Origin of the sequence: Allobrachymonas denitrificans DSM 15123 (assembly GCF_900110225.1) — a bacterium.
Classification (GTDB): domain Bacteria; phylum Pseudomonadota; class Gammaproteobacteria; order Burkholderiales; family Burkholderiaceae_C; genus Brachymonas; species Brachymonas denitrificans.
Genome location: NZ_FOCW01000002.1, coordinates 103,997 through 130,960, shown reverse-complemented (window position 1 = coordinate 130,960; position 26,964 = coordinate 103,997). Strand labels below are relative to the sequence as shown.

At 66.0% G+C, this 26,964-nt stretch carries 24 protein-coding genes and 1 tRNA gene; 18 read left to right on the top strand and 7 right to left on the bottom strand.

Annotation, left to right across the window (positions count from 1 at the left end):
* Positions 1 to 33: 33 nt before the first annotated feature.
* The 3 genes from BMW28_RS07035 to surE form a co-directional block, all read right to left on the bottom strand.
* The gene (locus BMW28_RS07035; RefSeq protein WP_091815875.1) at positions 34 to 846 is read right to left on the bottom strand and encodes a peptidoglycan DD-metalloendopeptidase family protein; all 813 of its coding nucleotides are present in this window, start codon (positions 844 to 846) and stop codon (positions 34 to 36) included.
* 82 nt (positions 847 to 928) lie between these two features.
* Positions 929 to 1,834: a protein-L-isoaspartate(D-aspartate) O-methyltransferase gene (locus tag BMW28_RS07030; protein WP_091815871.1), complete on the bottom strand. Its 906-nt coding sequence runs from the start codon at positions 1,832 to 1,834 to the stop codon at positions 929 to 931.
* A gap of 3 nt (positions 1,835 to 1,837) precedes the next feature.
* Entirely contained in the window at positions 1,838 to 2,626 is a 789-nt protein-coding gene (gene surE, locus BMW28_RS07025) for a 5'/3'-nucleotidase SurE (protein ID WP_091815868.1), read from the bottom strand.
* Positions 2,627 to 2,874: 248 nt separating this feature from the next.
* On the opposite strand from surE, the gene BMW28_RS07020 reads away from it, so the two are divergent.
* From BMW28_RS07020 to BMW28_RS07005, 4 genes are all read left to right on the top strand, one after another.
* Positions 2,875 to 3,450 carry a YceI family protein gene (locus BMW28_RS07020; protein ID WP_091815864.1) on the top strand — a complete coding sequence of 192 codons (576 nt, stop codon included), beginning with the start codon at positions 2,875 to 2,877 and terminating at the stop codon, positions 3,448 to 3,450.
* A 186-nt stretch (positions 3,451 to 3,636) separates the two neighbouring features.
* On the top strand, positions 3,637 to 5,586 hold the full coding sequence (locus BMW28_RS07015) for a DUF47 family protein (RefSeq protein ID WP_091815861.1): 1,950 nt from the start codon (positions 3,637 to 3,639) through the stop codon (positions 5,584 to 5,586).
* Entirely contained in the window at positions 5,583 to 7,214 is a 1,632-nt protein-coding gene (locus BMW28_RS07010) for a PEP/pyruvate-binding domain-containing protein (RefSeq protein WP_091815858.1), read from the top strand. Before BMW28_RS07015 ends, BMW28_RS07010 begins: the two co-directional genes overlap by 4 nt.
* A 114-nt stretch (positions 7,215 to 7,328) precedes the next feature.
* Entirely contained in the window at positions 7,329 to 7,526 is a 198-nt protein-coding gene (locus tag BMW28_RS07005) for a hypothetical protein (RefSeq protein WP_091815856.1), read from the top strand.
* Between the two features lie 297 nt (positions 7,527 to 7,823).
* Here BMW28_RS07005 and BMW28_RS07000 read toward each other — a convergent pair.
* Positions 7,824 to 7,900: transfer RNA gene (locus tag BMW28_RS07000), tRNA-Val, on the bottom strand.
* Between the two features lie 168 nt (positions 7,901 to 8,068).
* On the opposite strand from BMW28_RS07000, the gene BMW28_RS06995 reads away from it, so the two are divergent.
* Positions 8,069 to 8,632: an antibiotic biosynthesis monooxygenase gene (locus BMW28_RS06995; protein ID WP_159430730.1), complete on the top strand. Its 564-nt coding sequence runs from the start codon at positions 8,069 to 8,071 to the stop codon at positions 8,630 to 8,632.
* A gap of 143 nt (positions 8,633 to 8,775) precedes the next feature.
* Here the strand turns inward: BMW28_RS06995 and BMW28_RS06990 are convergent, their stop codons facing one another.
* Positions 8,776 to 11,031: a RelA/SpoT family protein gene (locus BMW28_RS06990; protein WP_091816175.1), complete on the bottom strand. Its 2,256-nt coding sequence runs from the start codon at positions 11,029 to 11,031 to the stop codon at positions 8,776 to 8,778.
* Positions 11,032 to 11,118: 87 nt separating this feature from the next.
* The gene (locus BMW28_RS06985) at positions 11,119 to 11,994 is read right to left on the bottom strand and encodes an alpha/beta fold hydrolase (RefSeq protein WP_234970054.1); all 876 of its coding nucleotides are present in this window, start codon (positions 11,992 to 11,994) and stop codon (positions 11,119 to 11,121) included.
* 168 nt (positions 11,995 to 12,162) lie between these two features.
* Between BMW28_RS06985 and BMW28_RS06980 the strand changes: the two genes are divergently transcribed.
* The 10 genes from BMW28_RS06980 (at position 12,163) to tolA (ending at position 20,662) form a co-directional block, all read left to right on the top strand.
* Positions 12,163 to 12,945: a 3-hydroxybutyrate dehydrogenase gene (locus BMW28_RS06980; protein WP_091815849.1), complete on the top strand. Its 783-nt coding sequence runs from the start codon at positions 12,163 to 12,165 to the stop codon at positions 12,943 to 12,945.
* Positions 12,946 to 13,088: 143 nt separating this feature from the next.
* On the top strand, positions 13,089 to 14,312 hold the full coding sequence (locus BMW28_RS06975) for a multidrug effflux MFS transporter (RefSeq protein ID WP_091815846.1): 1,224 nt from the start codon (positions 13,089 to 13,091) through the stop codon (positions 14,310 to 14,312).
* Positions 14,313 to 14,520: 208 nt separating this feature from the next.
* Positions 14,521 to 15,666, top strand: a complete 1,146-nt coding sequence (gene ribBA, locus BMW28_RS06970) for a bifunctional 3,4-dihydroxy-2-butanone-4-phosphate synthase/GTP cyclohydrolase II (RefSeq protein WP_091815844.1) — start codon at positions 14,521 to 14,523, stop codon at positions 15,664 to 15,666.
* Between the two features lie 27 nt (positions 15,667 to 15,693).
* Positions 15,694 to 16,176 carry a 6,7-dimethyl-8-ribityllumazine synthase gene (gene ribH, locus BMW28_RS06965; RefSeq protein ID WP_091815841.1) on the top strand — a complete coding sequence of 161 codons (483 nt, stop codon included), beginning with the start codon at positions 15,694 to 15,696 and terminating at the stop codon, positions 16,174 to 16,176.
* A gap of 2 nt (positions 16,177 to 16,178) precedes the next feature.
* The gene (gene nusB / locus BMW28_RS06960; RefSeq protein WP_091815838.1) at positions 16,179 to 16,769 is read left to right on the top strand and encodes a transcription antitermination factor NusB; all 591 of its coding nucleotides are present in this window, start codon (positions 16,179 to 16,181) and stop codon (positions 16,767 to 16,769) included.
* Complete coding sequence (locus BMW28_RS06955) at positions 16,766 to 17,956, top strand: pyridoxal phosphate-dependent aminotransferase (RefSeq protein ID WP_091815836.1); 1,191 nt, start codon at positions 16,766 to 16,768, stop codon at positions 17,954 to 17,956. Before nusB ends, BMW28_RS06955 begins: the two co-directional genes overlap by 4 nt.
* 20 nt (positions 17,957 to 17,976) lie before the next feature.
* Positions 17,977 to 18,387 (top strand): tol-pal system-associated acyl-CoA thioesterase, encoded by a 411-nt coding sequence (gene ybgC / locus BMW28_RS06950; RefSeq protein WP_091815833.1) that lies wholly within the window; start codon positions 17,977 to 17,979, stop codon positions 18,385 to 18,387.
* Positions 18,388 to 18,418: 31 nt separating this feature from the next.
* Positions 18,419 to 19,123 (top strand): protein TolQ, encoded by a 705-nt coding sequence (gene tolQ / locus BMW28_RS06945; protein ID WP_091815830.1) that lies wholly within the window; start codon positions 18,419 to 18,421, stop codon positions 19,121 to 19,123.
* 15 nt (positions 19,124 to 19,138) lie between these two features.
* Positions 19,139 to 19,558, top strand: coding sequence for a protein TolR (gene tolR, locus BMW28_RS06940; protein WP_091815827.1), 420 nt, complete (start codon positions 19,139 to 19,141; stop codon positions 19,556 to 19,558).
* 18 nt (positions 19,559 to 19,576) lie between these two features.
* Positions 19,577 to 20,662, top strand: coding sequence for a cell envelope integrity protein TolA (gene tolA / locus BMW28_RS06935; protein ID WP_091815824.1), 1,086 nt, complete (start codon positions 19,577 to 19,579; stop codon positions 20,660 to 20,662).
* Between the two features lie 61 nt (positions 20,663 to 20,723).
* On the opposite strand, the gene BMW28_RS13230 is transcribed toward tolA, so the two are convergent.
* Positions 20,724 to 21,392 carry a TetR/AcrR family transcriptional regulator gene (locus BMW28_RS13230; protein WP_159430729.1) on the bottom strand — a complete coding sequence of 223 codons (669 nt, stop codon included), beginning with the start codon at positions 21,390 to 21,392 and terminating at the stop codon, positions 20,724 to 20,726.
* A gap of 195 nt (positions 21,393 to 21,587) precedes the next feature.
* On the opposite strand from BMW28_RS13230, the gene BMW28_RS06925 reads away from it, so the two are divergent.
* Genes BMW28_RS06925 through rbbA form a run of 3 tightly spaced genes read left to right on the top strand, consistent with a single transcriptional unit; the run spans position 21,588 to position 26,962 of the window.
* Positions 21,588 to 23,150, top strand: coding sequence for an efflux transporter outer membrane subunit (locus BMW28_RS06925; RefSeq protein WP_091815819.1), 1,563 nt, complete (start codon positions 21,588 to 21,590; stop codon positions 23,148 to 23,150).
* Entirely contained in the window at positions 23,147 to 24,166 is a 1,020-nt protein-coding gene (locus BMW28_RS06920; protein ID WP_091815817.1) for an HlyD family secretion protein, read from the top strand. The genes BMW28_RS06925 and BMW28_RS06920 overlap by 4 nt, the downstream gene beginning before the upstream one ends.
* Positions 24,167 to 24,181: 15 nt before the next feature.
* The gene (rbbA, locus tag BMW28_RS06915) at positions 24,182 to 26,962 is read left to right on the top strand and encodes a ribosome-associated ATPase/putative transporter RbbA (protein ID WP_091815814.1); all 2,781 of its coding nucleotides are present in this window, start codon (positions 24,182 to 24,184) and stop codon (positions 26,960 to 26,962) included.
* The last annotated feature ends 2 nt before the right edge of the window (positions 26,963 to 26,964 follow it).

Here is a 26,964-nt window from a genome sequence, read left to right as displayed (position 1 = left end):
GGAAGCGGGCTGGCAGCCTGCTGGCGCTGGAACTCAGCGCGGCAGGTAGCTCAGCGGATTCACCGTCTTGCCGTTGCGGCGCACCTCGAAGTGCAGCTTCACGCGGTCGGCATCGGTCTTGCCCATTTCGGCAATGGTCTGGCCCTTCTTCACGCTCTGGTTTTCCTTCACCAGCAGCTTGCTGTTGTGGGCATACACGGTCAGGAAGGTGGTGTTGTGCTTCAGGATCACCAGATTGCCGTAGCCGCGCAGGCCGGAGCCTGCATACATCACGGTGCCATCAGCGGCGGCCGTGACCGGATCACCCTCGCGGCCGCCAATGCCGATGCCCTTGTTCTTCACGTCATCGAAGGGCGTGACGATGGTGCGGCTCTGCGTTGGCCAGGCCAGCGCGATGCTGGCAGCGCCAGCGTCGGACGGCGGGGTGACGCGCGGAGCCGGCGTGGTGCTGGCAGGTGATGTGACGCGCGGGGCCACTGGCGTGGTACGCGCCACCGAACCGGCCGGCGGCTCGATACGCAGCACCTGGCCCACTTCGATCAGGTCGGGGTTCGGCACCCACTGGCTGTTCCAGCGCACGATGTCGCGCCAGTCCAGATTGTTGTTGCGCGCAATGCTGCGGATGGTTTCACCCGGCTGCACCTGGTAGTAGCCAGGCCTGTTGCGGAATTCGTAGCCCGGCAGCGTGGCCGGATCGACACGGGGAATGCTGATGCCGCCCGTGGAACGGTTCTCGACCGGCGCACGCGGGGAAGAGCCGCAGGCTGCCAGTACTGCGGCGATACCTGCACACACAGCCACGCGGAACAGGCGTCCGCCGCGGCCAGGGCCTTGATTCAAAGTCATGCAATTCATCCTTGTTGTGCAACCTGGAACCGTACCCCGAATGAAGTCAGGCCAGCCCAAGACTGGCATCGGGGGGTACGGGCTATGCCAGACCGGATTTTAAGGGAACAAAAAACACAGGCTCGAGCACAGTTTGTTGCAAACCGTTCGCCGTCTTGTCCAGCACCACCAGCACCTGGCTCTGCGGCCCGGTCGCCATCGGCGCCACGATGCGCCCGCCCATGGCCAGCTGGTCGACCCAGGCCTGCGGAATCGCCTGCCCGCCCGCGGCAGCGATGATGCCGGCGTAAGGCGCACCCGATTCGAAACCCTGCATGCCGTCACCCAGCAGCAGATGGATATTGGGGATGCGGAACGGACGCAGATTGTCGCGTGCCTTCTCGTGCAGCCCCTTGAGGCGCTCGATGCTGTACACCTCGCTCGCCACCTGGCTGAGCACGCTGGCCTGGTAGCCGCAGCCGGTGCCCACTTCCAGCACGCGGCCCAGCCGGGCATCGGGCGACTGCCGCTGCATGGCCGGACTGGACAGCAGCAGCTCGATCATGCGGGCCACCACGCTGGGCTTGGAAATCGTCTGCTGCAGGCCGATCGGCAGGCTGGTGTCCAGATAGGCCTGGTTCAGCAGCGCACTGTCGACAAAGCAATGCCGCTCCACCGCCAGCATGGCCTGCACCACGCGCGCATCCTGCAGGCCCTCTGCCTGCAGCTGCTGCACCATGCGGGAGCGCATGGCCGCGGCGTTGCCCAGCCCCGTATTGCCGACAGTGCTGCGCGTCTGTACCGGCACCACATGCGGGCGCACCGGTGCCGGGCGCGACTGCTGCACCGCCGCCAGCCGGTCGTACTGGCTGGCATCCACCGGCAGCGTGGGCACCAGCGGGCCGCTGCCCGGGGGCACACGCGGCACCGCGCGGGGCGCAGACGGGCGTGCCGGCTGCGCCGCATCGGCGTTCCACTGGTTGCGTGCCGGAAAGGTGGGACGCCCCATCGCTCAGGCTCCTCCCGTCCCCAGATCGGGGCCGTGCGCGGTGAAGGCCTGCGCCCAGTAGCCCAGCGCCTCGTGATCGGTCAGGTCGATCTTGAGCGGCGTCACGGACACATGCCCATGGGCCGTGGCGTGGAAATCGGTGCCCTCGGTATCGTCCTTGACAGCGCCGGCATTGCCGATCCAGTACATGGTCTCGCCGCGCGGGCTCTGCTGCGTGATGACGCGCTCGGCCGAATGGCGACGGCCCAGGCGGCACAGGCGCATGGGCTTGAGTTGCTCCAGCGGCAGATTGGGAATGTTCACGTTCAGCAGCCAGGGCGGTGCCATGCCAGGCTTTTCCGGCAGGAAGCGTGCCATGTGCTGCACCAGCCGTTTGGCCGTTTCGGCAGCCGCCTCGATATGCTCCCAGCCCTTTTCCACCTGCGAGAAGGCAATCGCCGGAATGCCGAACAGGTAGCCCTCCATGGCAGCACCCACGGTGCCGGAGTAGATCGTGTCGTCGCCCATGTTGGCGCCGTTGTTGATGCCGGAAACCACCAGATCCGGCGGATTGTCCAGCAGGCCGGTCAGCGCGATGTGCACGCAATCGGCCGGCGTGCCGTTGATGTAGCGGAAACCGTTGGCCGCCTGCTGCAGGTACAGCGGCGAGTGCAGCGTGAGCGCGTTGGACTTGGCGCTGTTGTTGTATTCGGGCGCGATCACCTCGACATCGGCCACGCCGCGCAGCGCCTGATACAGCGCCTCGATGCCGGTGGCCTGGTAGCCATCGTCGTTGCAGATAAGGATTTTCATGGCCCGGGAAATTCGGTGGAGAACAGCAGTTTTGCAACCGATTGTAGTGGCTTGCCTGCCGCTTTCGGTGACAGCAGGGCGATGCCCCCAGTCTGCATCGGCAGGCACCGGCAGCCTCCTGCCGGCACCCCGGCAAAGACCTTGCATTTTCGTAGGCGATCGGACGCGATGCTACATTGTTCATTGCGAGTCATTTGCATTGACTGCATCTCCCGTGAACCGGATCCTCCCTGCTGAAAGGACACTCCATGCGCAAAACCGCCCTCGTTTCCCTCGTTGCCGCCCTGCCCCTGCTGGCTACCCTGCCCGCACAGGCTGCAACTTACAAGATCGATCCGGCCCACACCTTTGCCACCTTCGAGATCGACCACTTCGGTGCCTCGGTCAACCGCGGCCGCTTCGACAAGAAGAGCGGCACCGTCGAATTCGACAAGGCCGCGAAAAAGGGCAAGGTCACGCTGGAGATCGACGCCGCCTCTATCAACAGCGGTACGCCCGATTTCGACAAGCACCTGAAAACCGCCGATTTCTTCAACGTCGAGAAGCACCCCACGATCCGCTTCGTTTCCGACAAGTTCGTCTATGACGGCGACAAGCTGAAGGAAGTGACCGGCAAGCTGACCCTGCTGGGCCAGACGCACCCGATCACCTTCAAGGCCAACCAGTTCACCTGCTACCCCAACCCCATGGTCAAGACCGAAGCCTGTGGCGGCGACTTCGTGGCCGAGATCGACCGCACGCAGTGGGGCATGAACTGGGGCGTGAACATGGGCATGCCCAAGAAGGTGCGCATCATCGCCCAGATCGAGGCGTTCAAGCAGTAAACACGTGCCCGGGCGCTGGCGCGGCTTGCCAGCTTCCAGCGCCTGACCTGAGGCGGCCGCCCTCGTCGGCAAGGGCGGCATCCGCAACTCCGATGCTGCACCTGCACATCAGACATCCGGCTTTCATACAAGGTTCGCAGAATTGTCTTTTTAACGCCGCCGCAATGGCGTGGAAAGGACAGTGCCTTGCTCAAAGACAAAGCCGTAGCCTCGCTCGGCCAGCAGACCCTGCTGATGCCCGCGTGGATCACCGCCGCCCTGGCGGCCAATGACCGACTCAAACTCTATCTCTCGCTGACCCAGGCCGCCGCCCAGCACGCGCACAAGCCCGAGGACAGCATCGGCAACTGGAGCCAGGAACTGGCCCGTGCCGGCCTGCGCGATGCCGGCTGGACCCAGGATCTGGTGCGCCACGCCTACAACGACGAAGGCATGCTGGTGCTCTCGCACATGCCGCAGCTGCTGCAGGCACTGTGCGAAGACCTGCAGATCATGGCACGCCCCGTCGTCGATGGCGGCATGGTGAAGGATGCCTCCGGCTTCGAACAGCGCCGCAATCACTGGCTGGAACTGCTGCAGTCCATGCACGACCACGAGGGCCTGACGCAGGAAGCCCTCACCGCACTCACCCATGGCGAACGCAAGGCGGGCGACAGCTTCCACCTGCTGGTGATGGACCTGCACAAGCAGATCAACGCCCTGGCCAGCAGCGTCGCCACCGAAAACCTTGATGGTGCCCATGTCTGGAACATCCAGAAGGACGACCGCGCCCTGGTGCGCGCCTTCATGCGCGGCCTGCACCGCACGGCGCCGCTCAAGTTCAACCACCCGGGCCTGGACACCGCCGTCACGCGCGACGGCAAGCGCCTGCTGATCCAGAACGACATCGGCACCAACGATGCCCACGTGCTGGTGATCGAGGTGGAAGAGCAGACCATCCGCCTCACCTACTCCGACCTGCATCCGCCCCGCTTCAAGTTCTTCCAGAGCCTGCTGGAGAACGCGGGCTTTGTCTGGAAAGTGTCCGAGCCGGTCATCTCGCGCGACCTGAACGAAGGCAAGCCCTACACCGTGGGCATCGCCACGCTGCAGGCTGCCGACCAGACCGCACTGGAACAGGGCCTGGAAGACATCGCCTCGCGCATCGTGTTCGTGATCGACTGGAACCGCGCCCGCAAGCGCCTGCAGATGTTCGTGAGCAAGGCGCAGGCCATCTCCATTCTGGAGCACACCTCCGAGCACCGCTGGGGCCACATGGGCTGGCTGCTGGCCGGTGGCGAAAACCTGGTGTATGACACCATGGAGGCCGTGGGCAGCGACACCTTCCGCATCGGCGAGCGGCTGGATGCCGTGCTGGGCGAAACCGGCGCCCGCGCCTTCCTGATCGAGCTGCTGCGCAACTGCAGCGAACTGCTGCAACAGCAGCAACCACTCACGCTGGTGCAGGACAAGGCGCGCCTGCTGCTGGGCCGCGTGCTGCAGCAACGCCATGTCGAATTCGACCTGCTGGCCGAACATGCCGCCTTCTGCCACGCGCTGGCGCAGACGCTGTGCGATGTGCTGACGCAAGGCTGCAACGGCCATTGCGACCAGGTGGTGCAACGCGCCAAGAACTGGGAACACCGCGCCGACCACCTGCTGGCAACCGCACGCCAGCGCGCCGAACGCCAGCCGCACTGGCGCGCCGTGGTCGACCTGCTGGTTCAGGCCGACAACGTGGCTGACGCCCTGGAGGAATCTGCCTTCATCTACACGCTCACCCTGGTGGAGCCAATCAACGGGCTGCCGCCGTCCGTCATGGAAGTGCTGGGCAAGCTGGCCGACACCACACTGGTGGCGATCCAGGATCTGGTCAAGGCGATCGAGATCGCCCGCCTGCTCGATGCCGGCATTGACACCACCGACAGCGATGCCTTCCTGCAGATCCTGTGGCGCATGCTGCGCGCCGAGCGCCTGTGTGATGACCTGCTGCGCACCGCGCGCCAGCACATCGTGCAGACGCTGCACGCCCAACCGGCCGCCATGCTGCTGGCCACCGAACTTGCCACCACCATCGAAGGCGCCTCGGATGCGCTGGTTGCCACCGGCTACGCACTGCGCCAGATGGCCTTCCTGAAAACCGGAGTCCCGGCATGACGACCCACCACCCCTTTCCCTGGCCCGACCACCTCTACCTGATTGCCAACCCGGCTGCCACCGGCAAGGCCGACCACACCCCCTTCGTGCGCAACGGCGTGGCGCCCAGCCGCGACACCATGGGCTCCAAGGCCTTCAACCTGCTGCGCATGGCGCAAGCCGGCCTGCCCGTGCCCTCCGCCCTGGTGCTGGGCACGCACTATGCCCACCATCGCAAGCAGTGCATCCGCCCGCTGTTCGACACCGGCATTCCGGCGCTGGAACAGACCTCCGGCTACCTGTTCGGCGACACGCGCAAGCCGCTGATCGTGTCGGTGCGCTCCGGTGCGCCCATCTCCATGCCAGGCATGATGGAGACTTTGCTCAACATCGGCCTGTGCGATGCCACCCTGCCCGGCCTGCTGCGCCAGACCGGCAATCCGCGTCTGGTGTGGGATGCCTACCGCCGCCTGGTCGCCAGCTTTGGCGAAGTGGTGGAAGGGTTGCCCGCTTCGCTGTTCGAGAACGCGCTGCAGGATCTGACGCAAGGCCGCGACGAGCGCCTGCTGGATTTCAGCGAACTGCGCCAGCTCACCCGCACCTTCCTCGCGCTGTATGCCGAGCATGCCGGCCACCCCTTCCCGCAGGATGTGCGCCAGCAGCTGGCGCGTGCCGTGCTGGCCGTATTCTCCTCCTGGGACTCGAACAAGGCGCGCGAATACCGCAAGCTCAACGGCATCGACAGCGCCATGGGTACGGCCGTGACCATCCAGCGCATGGTGTTCGGCAATGCCGGTGGCCGCAGCGGCGCCGGCGTGGGCTTCACGCGCAACCCGAGCAATGGCGAGCCGGCGCTGTGGATCGACTTTTTGGCCAACGCCCAGGGCGAGGACGTGGTGTCCGGCCGGCGCAATGCGCACGGACATGAAGCCATGGCCGATCTGGCACCGGAGGCCTGGGAAGAGCTGTCTGAAGCCACACGCACGCTGGAGCAGGTCTTTGGCGACATGCAGGATTTCGAATTCACCGTGGAGGACAGTCAGCTCTACCTGCTGCAGGCGCGCTCGGGCAAGCGCACGCCGCTGGCGGCCGCCCGCATTGCGCTGGACCTGCATGAGGAAGGCCTGATCGACCGCGCCACGGCCCTGCAGCGCACCGAGGCGCTGCAGGATGCCGAGCTGAGCACGGCACACCTCGCCAGCGACAGCGGCGCGCCGGCCCGCCCGGTGGGCCAGGCAGCCAGCGCCTGCTCCGGCGTGTGCAGCGGCGAGATCGCCCTGGACCCGCAGCGCGCGGCCAAACGCGCAGCCAAGGGCAAGGATGTGATTCTGGTGCGCAATGACGCGGAAACCAATGACATCGCCGCTCTGGAGCAGTCCGTGGGCCTGCTCACGCGCAACGGCGCCCGCACCTCGCACGCGGCCGTGGTGGCGCGCCAGCTGGGCAAGGTCTGCCTGGTCGGCTGCGAAACCCTGCGCATAGACAGCAGCGACGGCAGCATCCAGCTGGGCGAACTGACCCTGCGCGAGGGCGACACGCTGACCCTGGATGGCAACCAGGGGCTGGTGTATCAAGGCTATATTGCAACCGTGCGTGAGCCGGACCAGCAGGTGATCGAACGGCTGGGGCAGTTGCGCAAGGGCAAGTAAGCAGAGGGCGCTCTCCGGAGTGCCCTGCTAACGCCACGTTACGCCTTCCGCCTTGAGCTTCGGCACATGCGCGGTTAGGCTGACCCTTCCCCAACCACACAGGAAGGAGCTCCCATGCATCTGCTGTCCATCGTCCACGACCCCGAAGCCAACGGCTGGAACTACTGGATCTGGAAAGACAACGACCTCGGCGGCGTCTGCGGGCTGGAGGCCCACAGCAAGGGGCCGGCTTATCCCAGTTATGAGGAGGCCCTCAAAGCAGGCTCGGCCGCGCTTGGCATGGTGGATCACGCGGACGAACTGGCTCCCTGAGATTGGCCCTGCTTGCCGGCCAATCATTGATATGCTTGATGGGCATTATCTCAGCGCCCTACAACCAGTCATCAGCAAGGACTCGATGGCGCCTTTGGCGATGCAGACGCCGATGCGATTGTGGGACTGGTGCGCGAACTCAGGGAAATGGCTGCGTAGCCGACGAATTTGGGCAACGCATGCTGTGAGGCCAAATAACGGAAACAGGTTTCCGTACCTGTTTCATACTGGCCCATACCGGCAAGAAAAAAGCACCTGGCCCAAAAAAGCCAAGTGCTTGATTTTCCTACCAATTATTGGTAGGCGCGAGAGGACTCGAACCTCCGACCCCCACCATGTCAAGGTGGTGCTCTAACCAGCTGAGCTACGCGCCTGTAATTCAGAAGCGAGAGTATAACACGCGTTTTTGGCGATTTTCAAGATCGCCAGGGATTTCGTCGGATTTCCGCACTGCTGCACCGCGCAGGGTCAGGGCTCGCGTGCCAGAATCGATGGGAGCACCCATACACGAAGCGCCCCAGGCGCCACTCAAGGAGGATTCCATGGCCACCAGTCCCGCCGCCCCTGCTGCCGCAGTCACCCGCATCGCCAGCCGCCGCACGCGCCCCGGGCAGGAGGCGGCCTATGAAGCCTTGGTGCGCGAGATGTTCGAGCAGATGCGGCAGACGCCCGGTTTCCGCCATGGCCAGCTGGTGCCGCCCGAGCAGCCCGGCGGCCTGTACCACGTGATCTCCCAGTTCGATTCCGAAGCGGCCCTGCAGTCCTGGAATGCGTCGCCCAAGCGCGCCGACATCCACGCCCGCATGCGCGCCGTGGCCGAGGACGAACCCGAATACCGCGTGCTGACCGGCCTGGAAGCCTGGTTTGCCCCCGCCGTGGTGCCTGCCACCATGCATCCGCCCCGCACCCGCATGGCCTTTGTCACCTGGCTGGGCATTTTCCCGACGGCAGCCTTCTTCCTCTGGTTCGTGGCACCGCTGGTGGCACACTGGCCCTTCCTGCTGCGCACCGCCCTGATCACCGGCCTGATTGTCGCGACCATGACCTGGTTTGTCGCCCCGCGGCTGACACGCTGGATGCGCGGCTTTCTCAACCCGAAACGCTGAGGCATGGCGCCGCGCAGGTGCAGCATTGGCCACTCTTGGCAGCCAGCTTCACCTCACGCATGACGACGCCGGCAATCCGTACTTTCACGCAGGCCTTTGCCACCTGGCTCCCCTGCATCTGCGGCGCAGTCAACTGACCGCCCTCAGCGCCGCCGCGCCGACATCACCCCTTCCATCACCGCCAACTCGCCCAGCACCTTGTTGAGGCGGTGCGTGTCACTCACCTGCACGGTGATCATCATGTGGCTGATTTCCTTGCCCGCATCGCTGTGCAGGCCGACCACGGGCATCTTCTCGCGCGCAAACAGTTCGCTGATATCGCGCAGCAGGCCGGCACGGTCCGTCGCCTGCACCAGAATGTCGACCGGATAGGCAGCAGCGCCGCCCTCCAGCCCCTGCCACTGCACCTCGATGGCGCGTTCGGGGTTGTCGCGCACCATGCTGCGGTAGTTGGGGCAGTCGGCCCGGTGCACGCTCACGCCCTTGCCGCGCGTGACGAAGCCGCCGATATCGTCCGGCGGTGCCGGCTTGCAGCACTTGGCCAGCTGCGTCATCAGCGAGCCCATGCCCACCACCAGCACGCCCCCCTTGGGCGCAGGCCGGTGCGTCTTGCGATCACCCTTGGCGGCCTGCTTCTGCAGCAGGAATTCGTCCTGCGACAGCTGCGGCGCCTGCGGCTTGAGCACGGCCTCGATGTTGCGCAGCGAGAACTCGTCCTTGCCCACCACCTCGAACAGCGCATCCGCGTCCGAAAACCCGAGCTGTCCGGCCAGATCGTCGAGCTTGAGCGCCGTCTTGCCCTCGCGCTGCAGCAGCTTCTCCACAGCCTCGCGACCGCGTGCAATCGCATCCTGCAACACCAACGCATTGAACCAGGCACGCACCTTGGCGCGCGCGCGGTTGCTCACCAGATAGCCCTGCTCCACATTCAGCCAGTCACGCGAAGGGCCGCCCTCCTTGGCCGCCGTGATGGACACGGTCTGCCCGTTGCGCAGCGGCGTGTTGAGCGGCACCATGGCGCCGTCCACCTTGGCGCCGCGACAGCGGTGGCCCAGGCTGGTATGCACACTGTAGGCAAAGTCCACCGGCGTGGCGCCCTGCGGCAGCTCGACAATGGCCGCTTCCGGCGTCAGCACATAGATCTTGTCTTCCAGCAGGGCCGGCTGTTCGGGTGAAGGCGCCTCGTCACCGCCGGCGGCAAAATCACGCTCCCAGGCCAGCAGCTGGCGCAGCACGGCGATCTTGGCATCGTAGGCGCTGTTGGCGCTGTGGCCGCTGTAGCCCTTGGCTCCGGCCTCCTTGTAGGCCCAGTGCGCCGCCACACCGCTCTCGGCGTGGTCGTGCATCTCCTGCGTGCGGATCTGGATTTCCACCGGCCGCTGGCGTCCATCCGGCCCTTGCTGCCGGATAACCGTGTGCAGCGACTGGTAGCCGTTCGCCTTGGGCTTGGCGATGTAGTCATCGAATTCGGAGGCAATCGCATCGTAGTGGCTGTGCACCCAGCTCAGCGCCTCGTAGCAGTCCTTCACCTCGGGCACGATCACGCGCAGCGCCATGCGGTCGTAGATCTGCTCGAAATCCAGCCCCTTGCCGCGCATCTTCTTGACGATGCTGTAGATGTGCTTGGGCCGCGCCTGCACATTGGCCACGATACCCTGCTCGCCCAGCCCGTCGCGCACAATGCGGCGCAGCTCCTCGGCGCGCTGCTCGCGGCCGATGCGCTTCTCGTCCAGCAGGCGGGCCACATCGCGATAGGTGTCCGGCTCCAGAAAGCGGAACGCCAGATCCTCCATCTCCCACTTGATCTGCCAGATGCCCAGCCGGTTGGCCAGGGGCGCCAGCACATGCAGCGCCTCGTAGGCCAGCGCATGCGGCACCGGCAGCTTGGTGGCGGCGTAGTGGCGCAGGGTCTGCAGGCGCGAAGCCAGCCGCAGCAGGATCACGCGCAGGTCGCGCGAAAAGGCCAGCAGCATCTTGCGCACGGCCTCAATCTGTTCGGCCTGCGTGCCCAGGCTGCTGCCAGGCTGTACGCGCTGGCTTTGTTGCAGTCGCATCAGGCGCGTGGCCTGCAGCGCCAGCTGGGCGTATTCCTCGCCAAAGGCCTGGGCGATCATTTCCTGCGGGCGGCTCAGGTGGTCGGCCGCGTACACCAGATAGGGCACGGCCTGCAGTGAGGCGGCGCCGCCCATCTGCGCCAGGATGTTGGCCACGCCGTCGGCATGCTCCAGCTCGTTCTCGCCGGAGGGCAGCTGGCAATTGACCAGCAGCGGCCCGGCGAACTGGCGCGCCTGCGCCAGGATGTCGGCGTGCACAGGCAGCATGTCGGAACTGGCCTGCACGATGCCGGCTACTTCTGCATTGTCGGTATGGGTGCCCCCGGGGGCGCTTGCGGGATTCATGGTGGCATTCACGCCGGCATCCACACGCCGGCTCACTTCTGGGTCTCTCAGGCGAACGTCACGCGACGTCCGCGCCTTGCTCTTCTGTCAGGCATCCGCATCCAGCAGGAAATGCCGCACGGCCTCCACCTGGTCGTCCTGCACCAGCGTGGGCGCATGGCCCACGCCGGCAAACTCGACCAGATGCGGTTTGGGGCCATGCTCCGTCATCGCCCTGGCTGCGGGCGCCGTCAGCAGGTCGGAATCGGCGCCACGCAGCAGCAACGTGGGCGTACGCATGGCTTCGTACAACTTCCAGAGGATGGCCTCGCCCTGCACAAAGGCCTCGCGCGGCACATGGCGAAAGCCCAGGCCCAGCGTCGGGTCGTAGTGCAGTTGCAGGCCACCTTCATGGTGCGGACGCAGCATGGGGCGATTCAGTTCGGCCCATTGCTCGGGCGTATGCGGGCCGAAGTTGACGAAGCGCTGTTGCAACGCCGCCAGCGCCTCTGCCTCATCGGCAAAGTGGCCGGTATCCATCACGTAGCTGCCGATGCGCTGGATCGACTCCCAGGTGATCACCGGGCCCACATCGTTCAACACCAGCTTGTGGATGGGCGACGGCAGCGGCCAGCTTTCGGTGCCCATCACGGCATGGATGCCCATGGCGATCAGGCCGCCCATGCTGGTGCCCACCCAGTCGAGGCGGCCGATCGGCGCCTGCTGGTGCAGATAGGCCAGCAACTGCAGCATGGCGCCCACATAAGTTGGCACCTGGTACAGCGCCGGCTCGCGCAGCCATTCGCTGCGGCCACGGCCGGGCACATCGGGGCAGATGATGCGCATGGGCGGCAGGCCGCGCTGTTCGGCATCGGCCAGCAGCGCGCGCGCCAGTACGTCGAAGTCACGCCCCTGGCGCGTCAGGCCGTGCACACACAGCACCACGTGCGAAGCATTCGGGTCGCCCCACTGCCACCAGGCCATGCGAAAAGCGTGGTCACCGGACGTGCATACAATGTGCTGGAGTGTGGGCTGTGTCATGGTCGGAAATCCGCTGATGAAGGTGGATGACAGGCTGGCAGCGCGTCGCGCCCCATACGGATTTCATCGTACCTGAATAATGCCCCGACAGAGACAACAAGGAGAGACTGCATGCTCAAGGGAAAAACTGCGCTGGTGACCGGATCGACCAGCGGTATCGGCCTCGGCATCGCCAAGGCGCTGGCTGCACAAGGCGCCAATGTGGTGCTGAACGGCTTTGGCGACCATGAAGGCCCGCAACGCGAGGTCGAACAGGCCGGTGCCGCATACGGCATCACCACGGCCTACCACGGCGCCGACATGAGCAAGCCGGCCGAAATCGAGGCCATGATGGCCTTTGCCGCCGAGAAGTTCGGCCGCGTGGACATTCTCGTCAACAACGCCGGCATCCAGCATGTGGCGCGCGTGGAAGATTTCCCGGTCGAGAAGTGGGACGCCATCCTGGCCATCAACCTGAGCAGCGCCTTCCACGCCACGCGCCTGGCCATCCCCGCCATGCGCGAAGCCAACTGGGGCCGCATCATCAACGTGGCATCCATCCACGGTCTGGTGGCCTCCGTCGAGAAGTCTGCCTATGTGGCGGCCAAGCACGGCGTGATCGGCCTGACCAAGGTCACCGCGCTCGAGAACGCCACCACCGGCGTCACCTGCAATGCGATCTGCCCCGGCTGGGTGCTGACGCCGCTGGTGCAAAAGCAGATCGACGCCCGCGCGCAGGAAGGCAACATCAGCGTGGAAGAAGCGCAGAAGAACCTGCTGCGCGAAAAGGAGCCGTCCCTGCAGTTCACCACGCCCGAAGAACTGGGCGCGCTGGCCGTGTTCTTCTGCTCGCCCGCCGGCAACAACGTGCGCGGCGTGGCGTGGAACATGGATGGAGGCTGGACGGCGCAGTAAGCCTGGTGCGCAAAGAGCGGGGAATGTGCCCCGCTCCGTCCTGCCGGCGCGAGTCGGCCCCTGAGAACCGTCTGCCACCAACAGGCGGTTTTTTGATGGCATTTGCCTGCGCCACCACAAAAATCACCGTATCCTGATCGGTTATGTCTTCCTATTTCCGACTGCTCCTGCTGCTGTCCGCCCTCACCATGGTCGGCCCGCTGGCGATCGACGCCTACCTGCCGTCGTTCAGCGCCATCCGGCAGGATCTCAACACCGATGAAGTGATGGTCCAGCAGACGCTGGGCCTGTTCCTGTTTGCCTTTGCCGGCATGATGCTGTTCTACGGCACGCTGTCCGATGCGTTCGGGCGGCGCAAGGTGATCCTGGTGTCGCTGGCGGTCTACACGCTGGCCTCGCTGGGCGCCGCGCTCAGCCCCAGCATCGAATGGCTGCTGTTCTTCCGCGTGCTGCAGGGCCTGGGCTCGGGCGGCGGCACCGTGGTGAGCCGCGCCATCGTGCGCGACCTGTTCAAGGGGGCCGAAGCGCAACGCATGATGTCGCACATGACCATGGTGTTCGGCCTGGCACCGGCCATCGCGCCGATTCTGGGTGGCTGGCTGCAGGTGCTGCTGGGCTGGCGCTGGGTGTTCGGCTTTTCCGTGCTGTTCGGCGCGCTGATGCTGGTGCTGGTCTGGCGCCATCTGCCCGAGAGCCTGCCGCAGGAACAACGCCAGCCCTTCCACCCGCGTGCCATCGTCGCGCAATACATCAGCTGCCTGCGCCACCCGCGCTTCGTGCTGCTGATCCTGATGCTGGCCACCGCCTTTGCCGGCTTCTCGCTCTACATCGGCTCGGCCTCGCACTTCATCATGGACATCCTGCACCTGAAGGAAACCGATTTCGGCTGGATGTTCATCCCGCTGGTGGGCGGCCTGATCAGCGGCTCGGCCATCGCCAGCCGGCTGGCGCACCGCCTGCCGCGCCGCACCTTTGTGCAGACCGCCTTCATCATCATGGCCGTGGCGGCCATCTTCAACGTGAGCTACAACCTGATGCTGGGCAGCGAGGTGCGGATTCCGTGGGCGGTGCTGCCGCTGTTCATCTACTCCTTCGGCCTGTCTTTCCTGACGCCAGCCGTCACCATGGGCGCGATGGACTTCTTCCCGCACAATCAGGGTCTGGCCTCTTCGCTGCAATCGTTCACGCAGATGGTGGTGTTTGCCACCATGGCCGGCGTGGTGGTGCCACTGCTGTTCGGCAGCGGGCTGTATCTGGCGCTGGGCATGGCGGGCATGGCTATTGCGAGCCTGGTGTTCTACATCCTGTTCCGGGTGCTGCATGATCGCGCAGCCCCGCCGACGTTGCCGCCTGCCTCGTCGCGCTGACGCCTGCCTGCCCTGTTCGCCATGCGGTTCCGCATTCGCGGGGGAGCCGTCCTCTGAACACCGCTGCATGCATCGCCCTGGCAAGGCGGCCACCGTGAGCAACCGGCAGTCTGCCGCACACGACCTTATTGATACCCCTACGCCATGCATCGGCGATAATAGTCAATCCCTGCCATCCCGCAGGACCTGTTTCGAAAGCCATTGCCCCATGACAGACCAAGCTCCTGTCTCTACGCCCGTTTCTCCCGTTTCCATCTCCCCCGTCGAAGACATCGTGGCCGACATGCGTGCCGGCAAGATGGTCATCCTCGTGGACGAGGAAGACCGCGAGAACGAAGGCGACCTGGTACTCGCTGCTGACCACGTCACGCCCGAGGCCATCAACTTCATGGCCCGCTACGGCCGCGGCCTGATCTGCCTCACGCTTACGCGCGAGCGTTGCCTGCACCTGGGCCTGCCGCCCATGACGCAGCGCAACGGCGCCCAGCACGGCACGGCCTTCACCGTCTCCATCGAGGCGGCCGAGGGCGTGACCACCGGCATTTCGGCTGCCGACCGCGCCCGCACCGTGCAAGCCGCCGTCGCCCCCAATGCCGTGCCGGCCGATCTGGTGCAGCCCGGCCACATCTTCCCGCTGCAGGCGGTGGACGGTGGCGTGCTGATGCGCGCCGGCCATACCGAAGCCGGCTGCGACCTGGCCGCCATGGCCGGCTGCAGCCCGACTGCCGTGATCTGCGAGATCATGAAGGACGACGGCACCATGGCCCGCCTGCCCGATCTGCAGCTCTTCGCTGCCGAGCACGGCCTGAAGATCGGCACCATTGCCGACCTGATCGAGCACCGCGCCCGCAACGAATCGCTGATCCGCAAGGTCGCCAGCCGCACGCTGATGACGGCGCATGGCGAATTCATGGCCCACGCCTACCAGGACATGCACGGCCACAACCTGCACCTGGCGCTGGTCAAGGGCGTGTGGAACGAGGGCGACGAAGTGCCCACCCGTGTACATGAGCCGCTGTCGGTGCTGGACGCGCTGGAAACCGGCCGCCAGATGCACAGCTGGAGCCTGGAAGACAGCCTGCGCTACATCCACGCGCAACAGCGCGGCGTGGTCGTGCTGCTCAACTGCGGCGAAAGCGCGCAGCAGCTGCTGGCCCAGTTCGACGGCACCGCCGAATCCAGCCACGCACCCGGCAAGGGTCTGGACCTGCGCAGCTACGGCATCGGTGCCCAGATCCTGCGCGAATGCGGCGTGCGCAAGCTCAACATTCTTGGCACCCCGCGCCGCATGCCCAGCATGGTCGGCTACGACCTGGAAGTGACCGGCTTCACCCCTGCCCCGCCCCAAGCCTGATTTACCGCATTTACACAGACATCCATCATGAAAAACGCTGACAAGGGCGATCTGGACGCTATCACCAGTCAACTCAACGGCAAAAAGCTGCGCATCGGCATCGTGCAGGCGCGCTGGAACGCCGACATTACCGACTCCTTGGCCGAAGCCTGCCTGGGCGAGCTGATGCAGCTCGGCGTCAAGGCCAAGAACGTGACGCTGGTGCAGGTGCCCGGTGCGCTGGAAGTACCACTGGCGCTGCAGGCCCTGGCCGACCGCTCCGACTACGACGCGCTGATTGCCCTGGGCTGCATCATCCGCGGCGAAACCTACCACTTCGAACTGGTGGCCAATGAATCCGGCGCGGGCGTGACCCGCATTTCGCTGGACCACGGCCTGCCGATCGCCAACGCCATCCTCACCGTCGAAAACCTGGAGCAGGCGCAGGCCCGCCAGGTCGAAAAAGGCGTGGACGCTGCCCGCGTGGCGGTGGAAATGGCGCTGCTGCTCGAAACCATGGCCGAGGCCTGAGCATGACTGCATCCACTCCCAAGTCCGGCGCAGAGGATGCTGCGCTGACGCCCGAACAGGCGCTGCAGCAGGCCGTGCGGCAGGAACACGCCGCCGCCGAAAAGGCTGCGGCCCAGCAGAAACCCGCTGCACCGCGCGCCCGCAAGCCCTCCAGCAAGATCGGCCGCTCGCGCGCCCGTGAGTTCATCGTGCAGGCGCTGTACCAGCATCTGGTCGGCCAGAACGACGCGGCGGCCATCGACCAGTTCACGCGCGAGCTGACCGGCTTCCACAAGGGTGATTCCGCCCACTTCGATGCCGTTTTTCACGGCTGCGTGGAGCAGGGCAAGGAGCTCGACCAGTTGATCGAGCCGCTGCTGGACCGTGGCTGGAAAGAGATTTCCCCGATCGAGCATGCCTGCATGTGGATCGGCGTGTACGAGTTCAAGTTCTGCCCCGACGTGCCCTGGCGCGTGGTGCTGAACGAGTGCATCGAACTGGCCAAGTCCTTTGGCGGCACCGACGGCCATAAGTACGTGAACGGCGTGCTGCACGCGCTGGCACCGCGCCTGCGCGCCACCGAGGTCGAGCACGACCGCAGCAGGAAGGCATGACGGGGCCGCGCCTGGCGCGCCGCGCCGATCAGATCGAGCCCTTCTATGTGATGGAGATCGTCAAGGCCGCGCAGCAGTTGCAGGCGCGGCTGCCAGCGGGCAGTGATCCGCTGATCTACCTGAACATTGGCGAACCCGACTTCACCGCCCCGCCGCTGGTGGCCGAGGCGGCTGCCCGCTGCATCCGCGACGGCAACACGCAATACACCCAGTCCAACGGCCTGCCGGCGCTGCGCGAACGCATCAGCCAGTGGTATGCAGACCGCTTCGGGCTGGACGTGTCGCCCGACCGCATCGTCGTCACTGCCGGCGCCTCGGCGGCGCTGCAGCTGGTGTGCATGGCGCTGATCGACCAGGGTGACGAGATCCTGATGCCGGATCCCAGCTATCCGTGCAACCGCCACTTCGTGAGCCTGGCCGAGGGCACGCCCAGGCTGATTCCCTCCGGCGCGGCCGAGCGCTTCCAGCTCAGCGCCGCCAAGGTGGCCGAGCACTGGGGCGAACACACACGCGGCGTGATGCTGGCCAGCCCGTCCAACCCCACCGGCACCTCGATTGCGCCGCAAGAGCTGCGCGCCATCCACGAATTCGTGCGCAGCAAGGGCGGCGTCACCATCGTGGACGAGATCTACCTCGGCCTGAGCTATGACGAAGCCTACAGCCACAGTGCACTGGCGCTGGGCGATGACGTCATCAGCATCAACAGCTTCAGCAAGTACTTCAGCATGACCGGCTGGCGTCTGGGCTGGGTGGTGCTGCCGCCTGCACTGGCCAAGACGGTGGAGCTGCTCTCGCAGCACCTGTTCATCTGCCCGAGCACGGTGGCGCAGCATGCCGGCGTGGCCTGCTTCGAGCCGGAGAGCATTGCCATCTACGAACAGCGCCGTGCCGAATTCCAGGCGCGCCGCGACTGGTTCGTGCCGCAACTCGATGCACTCGGCCTGACCGTGCCGGTGCGCCCCGATGGCGCCTTCTACGCCTGGGCCGACTGTAGCAGCTGGTTCGAGCGTCTCGGCGTGGACAACAGCTGGGACGCCACCTTCGCGCTGATGGAGCGCGCCCAGATCGTTGCCACACCCGGCCGCGATTTTGGCGTGGCCGACACCAGCCGCTTCCTGCGCTTTTCCACGGCCAGCGCCCTACCCCAGTTGCAGGAGGCAGTGGAACGGCTCAAGCGCCTCGCCTGAGGCGTCTGCTGCACCGCAACATCATGTTTCACTTTGACATCCGCGTTTACTGGGAAGACACCGATGCCGGCGGCATTGTCTTCTATGCTAACTATCTGAAGTTCTTCGAGCGTGCCCGCACCGAATGGCTGCGCGCGCTCGGGGTGCAACAGCATGAGCTGCGCGAGCGCAGTGGCGGCATGTTCGTGGTGAGCGCAACAGAAATGAAGTACCACCGCCCGGCCCGGCTGGATGATGTGCTCTGCGTCACGGCCGACCCGGTGCAGATCGGCAAGGCCTCCTGCGTGATCGCGCAGACGGCACGCCTGGGTGGCCTGGACGGCCCGCTGCTGGCCGAAGGCAGTATCCGCATCGGCTGGGTCGATGCCGCCAGCATGCAGCCGGCGCGCATGCCGGCCGAACTTCACGCCATCATGGTGGCCGGCCACTGAGCCAGCCCCGCCAACCAACAACAGGAATTGCATGAACGCACAGGACATGGACATCGTGCGGCTGGTACTCAATGCCAGCTGGGTGGTACAGGCAGTGATGGCGCTGCTGCTGGTGGTGTCGGTGGCCAGCTGGGCCGCGATCTTCAGCAAGATCGGCGCCCTCAAGCGCACGCGCAAGCTCAATGACGCCTTCGAGCGCAATTTCTGGTCGGGCAGCAACCTGACCGAGCTGTACGCCGGCGCCAGCCAGAACGCCAAGCTGGCCGGCCCGACCGAACGCATCTTTGCCAGCGGCATGCGCGAATTCCTCAAGCTGCGCGAGCGCCATGTGTCCGACGCCACACTGCTGGACGGCGCCCGCCGCGCCATGCGCGCCAGCTACCAGCGCGAGGTGGACAGCATCGAAAGCGGCATGTCCTTCCTGGCTTCGGTCGGCTCCATCTCCCCCTACGTCGGCCTGTTCGGCACGGTGTGGGGCATCATGCACGCCTTCACCGGCCTCTCCGCCATGGAACAGGTCACGCTGGCCACGGTAGCGCCCGGCATTGCCGAAGCGCTGGTGGCCACGGCCCTCGGCCTGTTCGCCGCCATTCCGGCGGTGGTGGCCTACAACTACTTCGCGCGCGACATCGACCGCGTGGCGGTATCGCAGGAAACCTTCATCGAGGAGTTTTCCAACATCCTGCAGCGCAACACCGGTGTGCAATCTGCCGCCAGCACGGCCTCGGGCCACTGAAACGAGGAGCCTGCCATGCCCGCCCTGGTTTCCCGCGGCCGCGGACGCCGCACCATCAACGAAATCAATATGGTGCCCTTCATCGACGTGATGCTGGTGCTGCTGATCATCTTCATGGTCACGGCGCCGCTGATCCGTCCCGGCACCATCAACCTGCCCTCGGTGGCCAAGAGCAGCCAGCAGGCGGCCGACGTGGTGCAGGTGGAAATCAAGCGCGACGGCACGCTGGCGCTGCACGGCAAGGCCGAAAGCAGCACGCTGCAGCTCGACAGTATTGCCACTGCGGTGCAGGAAGCCCAGGCTGGCGATCCGGCGCGCCCGGTGGTGATCAGTGCCGACCGTGAGGTGCAGTACGACCAGGTGATCCAGGTGATGGACCGCCTGCGGCAGGCCGGCGTACAGCGCATCGGTCTGGCTGCGGCTTCGCGCTCCTGAGGCGGGTGATTTGCGCTGATGCTGGATACCACTGCCCTCCGCGATGAATTTGCTCCGCCGCGCCCGCGTGGCGTGGGCAAGTCAGTGGCACTTGCGCTGCTGGTGCATGTGGGTCTGGTCGGGCTGCTGGCGCTGGGGGTGAACTGGAAGTCGGATCCGCAGACGGCCGTGTATGACGCCGAGATCTGGGACATGACGCCTTCGCAGGAAGGCGGACCCAAAGGCCCTGCGGCGCCAGCCAGGGAGGCAGAGACGCGCAACGAGGCAAACACGGCCAACGCCGACGAGGCGATTCGCGTGGCGCGCGAGCAGCAAGCGCGTGAAGCGGCCCAACAAGCCGCTGCACAACGGCAGCAGCGGGAGGCCAAGCGTCGCCAGTTGGCCGAGGACAAGCAGCAACAGGCCCAGGAACGCGAGCGCGCAGCGCAGCAACGTGCCGAACAGACCCGTCAGGCGCGCGAACAGGAAGCCGAAATCGCCCTGCGCAAGCGCGAAGCGGAGAAGCAGAAACAGCTGCAGGCAGAACGCCAGGCGCGGGAGCAGGCTGCAAAGGATAAGGCACGCGAACAGCAAGAAGCGCGCGCGAAGGCGCAACAGGATGCCAAAGCCGCTGCAGAGGCGAAAGCTGATGCGGCTGCGCGCAGCAAGGCCGAGGCTGCCGCCAAGGCTCAGGCCGCCAAGGAGGCTGCAGCCAAACGCGATGCCGATGCTGCACGCAAGGCGCAGCTCGATCGCATGCGCGCTCTCGCGGGCAGCGCTGGAGGTGGAGATGGCGCTGGCGCGTCCGGCGGCAAAGGCACGACCGGAAGTGGTAAGGATGCGAAGTCGCGCGGTGGCCCCTCCTCTGGCTACGCGGCCAAGGTCCGCGCCAAGGTGCGCCCCAATATCACCTACAACGATGACGAAGGCGACAGTCCGCGCACCGACGTGGAAGTGCGTGCCGCGCCCGACGGCACCATCACCGCGCGTCGCATCATCCGTTCCAGCGGCAACCGCAGCTGGGACCAGGCCGTGCTGCGTGCCATCGACAAGACCGACACGCTGCCCAAGGACATTGACGGCAGCGTGCCATCGCCGATTGTGATCGAGTTCCGCTTACGGTGACTCTGGCTGCTCTGCCGTTGCGGGTAGCAACAAGGAGCGCGGCCTTACTGCAGCGGCGCTCCTACGGTAGCGCATCCGGAAAATGCCCCTGCAGGATCAATCGCAGCGAGTGCAGGATCGCCTGGCGATCCACCTCTTCCCCGGCCAGTTGCGCAATCATCGGCACCGCCCCGAGGGTCGTGCTCAGCGCTCCCAACAGCAGGAAGTGAAACACAGCCGGATGCGGGCTAAGCAGCACGCGCTGCTCGATGGCCTGCTGCCATAGAGGCGCACAAATTGCATAGCAAGGCTGCACGAGCCGTTCGGTCAGATAGTGCAGACGCGGTCCCGAGTGCCCCAGCTCCCGCTGGATGAAGCGGAACAGCGCGCGCTGCTGATCGGCCAGATCGATGAAGAAGTCGACCGCATCATGCACCCGCTGCAGCAGCGGGGATGGCGCATCCACGATCCCCTGCAACACCGGAAGCAGAGGTTTCTGGCGTTCTGCCACCGCATCCACAGCCGCATGCCACAGTCGCTGCTTGGAACCGAAATGGTGCGAAACCAGTGCCGGATCCAGCCCCGCGAGATCCGCAATAGCACGCAGACTGGCCGGCTCGAAGCCCTGGGAGGCAAAAACGTCCTCTGCCGCCTGCAACAGGCGCTGGCGTCCGTCCTCGCCGGCAGAACTGCCCGGACGACCAGGCCGACGGTGGACGGCAGAGGTATCACGTGCAGGGGTGGCAGACATGGGAACTCCCGAAGCCATATTCAATGCTTGTTGAATTAAAACACGTATCTGAGTTATGATTGGTATCAACAGTTGCCATTTTGGTAGCAAGGTGTCTGGGGTGCACAGCTTTTTTCTGTCGCGTTTCAGGCTCCCGTTCCCGCCGTGCTGTTGCACAGTGCCGGCAACCGGGTTTCCCCAAGATCAAGAGATGTCATGAACTTGCCCTTGCGTTCCTGCCCCCCGCCGAATCGTCTGCTGCTGGCCGTTCTCGCATCGCTGGCGCTGGTCGGCGGTATCGCCGGCTGTGCCGCCCCCGCCCAACCCGAACAAGCCCTGACGCCGCTGCCGGACCGGTATCCGGAGCTGCCGGGAGCGGGGCTGTCCGCTGCGGCCGCGTTGCCCACCCTGGACTGGACCGAGCTGATCGCCGATCCCGACTTGCAGCGCCTGCAACAGGCCGCCCTGGCGTACAACAGCGACTTGCGCGTGGCCGCCATGCGCGTGGAGGAAGCGCGTGCGGCCGCCGGCCTGCAGCGCGCCACCACCCTGCCGATGATCGGCCTGTCCGCCCAGGGCGTGCGCGCGCGCACCGAATTGCCGCTGGACCAGATCGACCTCTCCAATGCCGGTCTGCCGCCCCCGCTGGCCGTGCCGCTGGAAAACGCCCTGCACCAGGCCGAGCGCGAGCGCATCCTCTCGACCTATTCGGCCGGCGTCATCATGCCCAGTTACGAGATCGACTTCTGGGGCAAGGTGCGCGCCATGGATCAGGCCGCGCGCGACCGCTATCTGGCCAGTGCCGAGGCGCAGCAATCCTTCCGCACCGCCCTGCTGGCGCTGGTGACCGACAGCTGGCTGCAGGGGCTGGAACTGCAGGAACGCCTGCAGCTGGCGCGCCAGACCCTGGCCAACAGCGAGGAAAGCCACCGCATCATGCGGCGACGCAAGGAGGTGGGCCTGATCTCCGACATGGAACTGCGCCAGACGGAAACGCTGGTCGCCTCCACGCGCAGCGACCTGGCGACGCTGGAGCGCCAGGTTGCCGCCAACCGGGCTCTGCTGACCCAGCTCACCCATGTCAGCGAGGTGCCGCGTGCCCGCACGACACGCCCGCTGAGCCGGATCGAGGACCGCAATCTGCCGGCCGGCCTGCCGTCCGAACTGCTCACGCGCCGGCCCGACATACGGGCAGCAGAACTGCAGCTGCAGGCCGCACGCGGCAATGTCACGGCTGCACGCAAGGCCTTCCTGCCCAGCATCACCCTCACCGCCGGCGGCGGCATCGCCAGCAACGCGCTGGAGAGCCTGTTCAGCCACAACTACGGCACCTGGCTGTTCATGCCGCGCATCAGCCTGCCGATTTTCGATGGCGGCCGCCGGCAGGCCAATCTGGATCTGGCCGAGGCACGCAAACACCAGGCGGTGGCGCAGTACGAAAGCGTGATCCGCAATGCCTTCCGCGAAGTGTCCGAACTGCTTGCCGCCCGCCACTGGCTGGCCGTGCAGGAGCGCGACGTGCGCCAGCTGCTGGCCGCGCAGGCCGACCGCGCCTTTCTGGCCCGGCGGCGCTACGAACGTGGCTACAGCAGCTACTTTGAAGTGCTCGATGCCGAACGCTCGCGCTTTGCCACCGAGCAGAGTCTGGTGCAGCTGCGCCGCGCCCGCCTGAGCAGCCTGGTGGGCCTGTACAAGGCGCTTGGCGGCGCCGAGACGCAGCCGCTGGCCCGGCCATCCAGCCCCTCTTCTCCCGCCACCCAGGAAGGAACCCCGTCATGAGCCCGAGAATCAAGCAATGGACGATCGCCGCCGCCGTCGTGGCGCTGCTGGCCGGAGGCGGCTGGTGGTACTGGCAGCAACAGCAGGCCGGCAAGGAAACCGAGGGCTTTGCCTCCGGCAACGGGCGCATCGAGGCCACCGAGGTGGACATCTCGGCGAAGATGCCGGGGCGCGTCAAGGACATCCTGGTGAACGAGGGCGATCTGGTCAAGAGCGAGCAGGTGGTGGCCCATATCGATGCCAGCGCCATGCAGGCGCAACTGGATCAGGCCCAGGCCCAGCTGCACAAGGCGCGCGCCGATCTGGTCACGGCCCAGGCCGTGGTGCGACAGCGTGAAAGCGAACGCACGATGGCGCGCAAGACGCTGGAGCGCACGCAGTCGCTGCTGGCCGATCGCGCCATCTCGCAGCAGCAAGTCGACGAGGACCGCACCCGCGTGAACAGCATGGACGCGGCTTTGACCGTCGCACGCTCGCAGGTGAAGCAGGCGCAGGCCGGCATCGCCGCCTCCGAAGCCGGCGTCGTGCGGCTGCAGAGCGAACTCAATGACACCGAACTGCGCGCGCCGCGCGATGGCCGCATCCAGTACCGGGTGGTGCAGCCGGGCGAAGTGGTGGGCGCCGGCGGCAAGGTGCTCAGCATGCTCGACCTCAACGATGTCTACATGGGCTTTTTCCTGCCCGAGCAGCTCGCGGGGCAGGTCGGCCTGGGCAGCGAAGTGCGCATCGTGCTCGATGCCGCTCCGCAGTTCGTGATTCCGGCCCGGATCAGCTATGTGGCCAGCGTGGCGCAGTTCACTCCCAAATCGGTGGAAACGCACAACGAGCGCCAGAAGCTGATGTTCCGCGTCAAGGCGCGCATCGATCCGGCCTTGCTGCAGAACTACCAGCAGAGCGTCAAGTCCGGCTTGCCCGGCGTGGCCCATGTGCGTCTGGGTGCGCAGCATGAGTGGCCGCAGCAGCTGCAGGTGAAGCTGCCGCCCGTCACGGCCGCCCAGACGGCTGCCAGCCACTAAGGCGGAACCGAGGGCATGACAGCACTCCAGGCACATCCCCCTGCAGTGGTCGCGCGCCTGCGCCAGCTGACCCACCGCTACGGCAGTACGCTGGCCAACAACGGCATCGACCTGGACATTCCCGCTGGCTGCATGGTCGGCCTCATCGGTCCCGATGGCGTGGGCAAGTCCACCCTGCTCGGGCTGGTCGCCGGGGCGCGCAAGATCCAGCAGGGCCAGGTCATGGTGCTGGACGGAGACATGGCCGAGGCCGAACACCGGCGCGTCAGCTGCAGCCGCATTGCCTACATGCCGCAGGGCCTGGGGCGCAACCTGTACCCGACGCTGTCGGTGTTCGAGAACATCGACTTTTTCGGCCGCCTGTTCGGCCTGAGTGCCGGCGAGCGCAAGCAGCGCATCGCGGCCCTGCTTGCCAGCACCGGCATGTCCGCTTTTGCCGGCCGGCCGGCGCAGAAGCTGTCGGGCGGCATGAAGCAGAAGCTGGGCCTGTGTTGCGCGCTGATCCACGACCCCGACCTGCTGATCCTGGACGAGCCGACCACCGGCGTCGACCCGCTCTCGCGCCGCCAGTTCTGGGAGCTGATCGCGCGTATCCGCCGCGAGCGTCCGCAGATGAGCGTCATCGTCGCCACGGCCTACATGGAAGAGGCCGAGCAATACGACTGGCTGGTGGCCATGGATGCCGGCCGGATTCTCGCCACAGGCACACCGCAGGAGCTGCTGCAGCGCACCGGCAGCCAGGATCTGGAGCAGGCGTTCCTGCGGCTGTTGCCGCCCGAACGGCTGCAGGGCCACCAGGCGCTGGTGATTCCGCCGCTGCCGCAAGGCGAACAGGAGGTGGTGATCGACGCCCGCGGGCTGCGCATGCAGTTCGGCGATTTCGTGGCAGTGGACGATGTGACCTTGCAGGTGGGGCGCGGCGAAATCTTCGGCTTCCTGGGCAGCAACGGCTGCGGCAAGTCCACCACCATGAAAATGCTGACCGGCCTGCTCGAACCCAGCGCCGGCGAGGCCCTGCTGCTGGGCCAGCGCATGGATGCCAGCAATATGGCCACGCGCCGCCGCGTCGGCTACATGTCGCAGGCGTTTTCTCTCTACACCGAACTGTCGGTGCGGCAGAACCTGCAATTGCATGCACGCCTGTTCCACCTCCCTGCCGACACGGTGCCGGCACGGATCAACGAACTGGCCCGCCGTTTCGAGCTGACCGAAGTGCTGGACCAGCAGCCGGACCGGCTGCCGCTGGGCATCCGCCAGCGGCTGCAGCTGGCAGTGGCGGTGCTGCACCGCCCGGACGTGCTGATTCTGGACGAACCGACCTCGGGCGTGGACCCGGTGGCGCGCGATGCGTTCTGGGCCCTGATGGTCGACCTGTCGCGCCGCGATGGCGTCACCATTTTCATCTCTACCCACTTCATGAACGAGGCCCAGCGCTGCGACCGCATGTCGCTGATGCATGCGGGCCGCATCCTCGCCAGCGACACCCCGGAAGCGCTCACCCGGGCCCGCGGTGCCGCCACGCTGGAAGAAGCCTTCATCGGCTATCTGGAAGATGCGATTGCGGAGCAGGAACAGGCCGGGGCACCCGCATCCGCACCGGCAGCGCCTGCTCCCGCTGCGCCGCCCACGCAGCCGGCTGCTGCAGCACCTGCCCCTCCGGCCAGACCGCCACGCTTCAGCCTGCAGCGCCTGCTGAGCTACAGCTTCCGCGAAACGCTGGAACTGCGGCGCGACCCGATCCGGCTCGCCATGGCCCTGCTGGGCAGCGTGCTGCTGATGCTGGTGATGGGCTACGGCATCACCATGGACGTGGAAGATCTCAACTACGCGGTCTATGACCAGGACCAGAGCCGCCTGAGCCAGGATTACACGCTGCAGCTGGCGGGCTCGCGTTATTTCAACGAGCGCCCGGCCATCAGCAGCCCGCAGGAGCTCGATGCGCGCATGCAGTCGGGCGAACTGGCGCTGGCGATCGAGATTCCGCCCGGCTTCGGGCGGGACCTGATGCGCGGCGCCCGGCCCGAAATCGGCGCCTGGGTCGACGGCGCCATGCCGCTGCGCGGCGAAACCATCCGCGGCTACGCCACCGGCATGCACCTGCATACGCTGTCGCAGTGGATGCAGCAGTTCAGCGGCCACACGCTGACCCTCCCGGCCAACGTGGCGGTGCGCTACCGCTACAACCCCGACCTCAAGAGCATGGTCGCGATGGTTCCGGCCGTCATTCCGATGCTGCTGATCTTCATCCCGGCCATGCTGATGGCCCTCGGTGTGGTGCGCGAAAAGGAACTGGGCTCCATCATCAATATGTACACCACGCCGGTCACCAAGCTGGAATTTCTGCTCGGCAAACAGCTGCCCTACATCGGTCTGGCCCTGATGAGCTTCGTGCTGCTGTTCCTGCAGGCGCTGGTGCAGTTCCGCATCCCGTTCAAGGGCGGCCTGCTGGCCTATCTGGCCGGCACCGTGATCTACGTCATGGCCACCACCAGCCTCGGCCTGCTGGCCTCCACGCTGACACGCAGCCAGGTCGCGGCCATTGCCGGCACTGCCATTGCCACCATGATTCCGGCGATCCAGTACTCCGGCGTGATCGACCCGGTTTCGTCACTGCACGGCCTGGGCAAGCTGCTCGGCAGCGTATACCCCACGACGCACTATCTCACCATCAGCCGCGGCACCTTTGCCAAGGCGCTGGACTTCGGTGACCTGCTCGGCGCCTTCTGGCCCCTGCTTCTGGCCGTGCCGGTGCTCACGCTGCTGTCGTGGCTGCTGCTAAAGAAACAGGAGGCCTGACC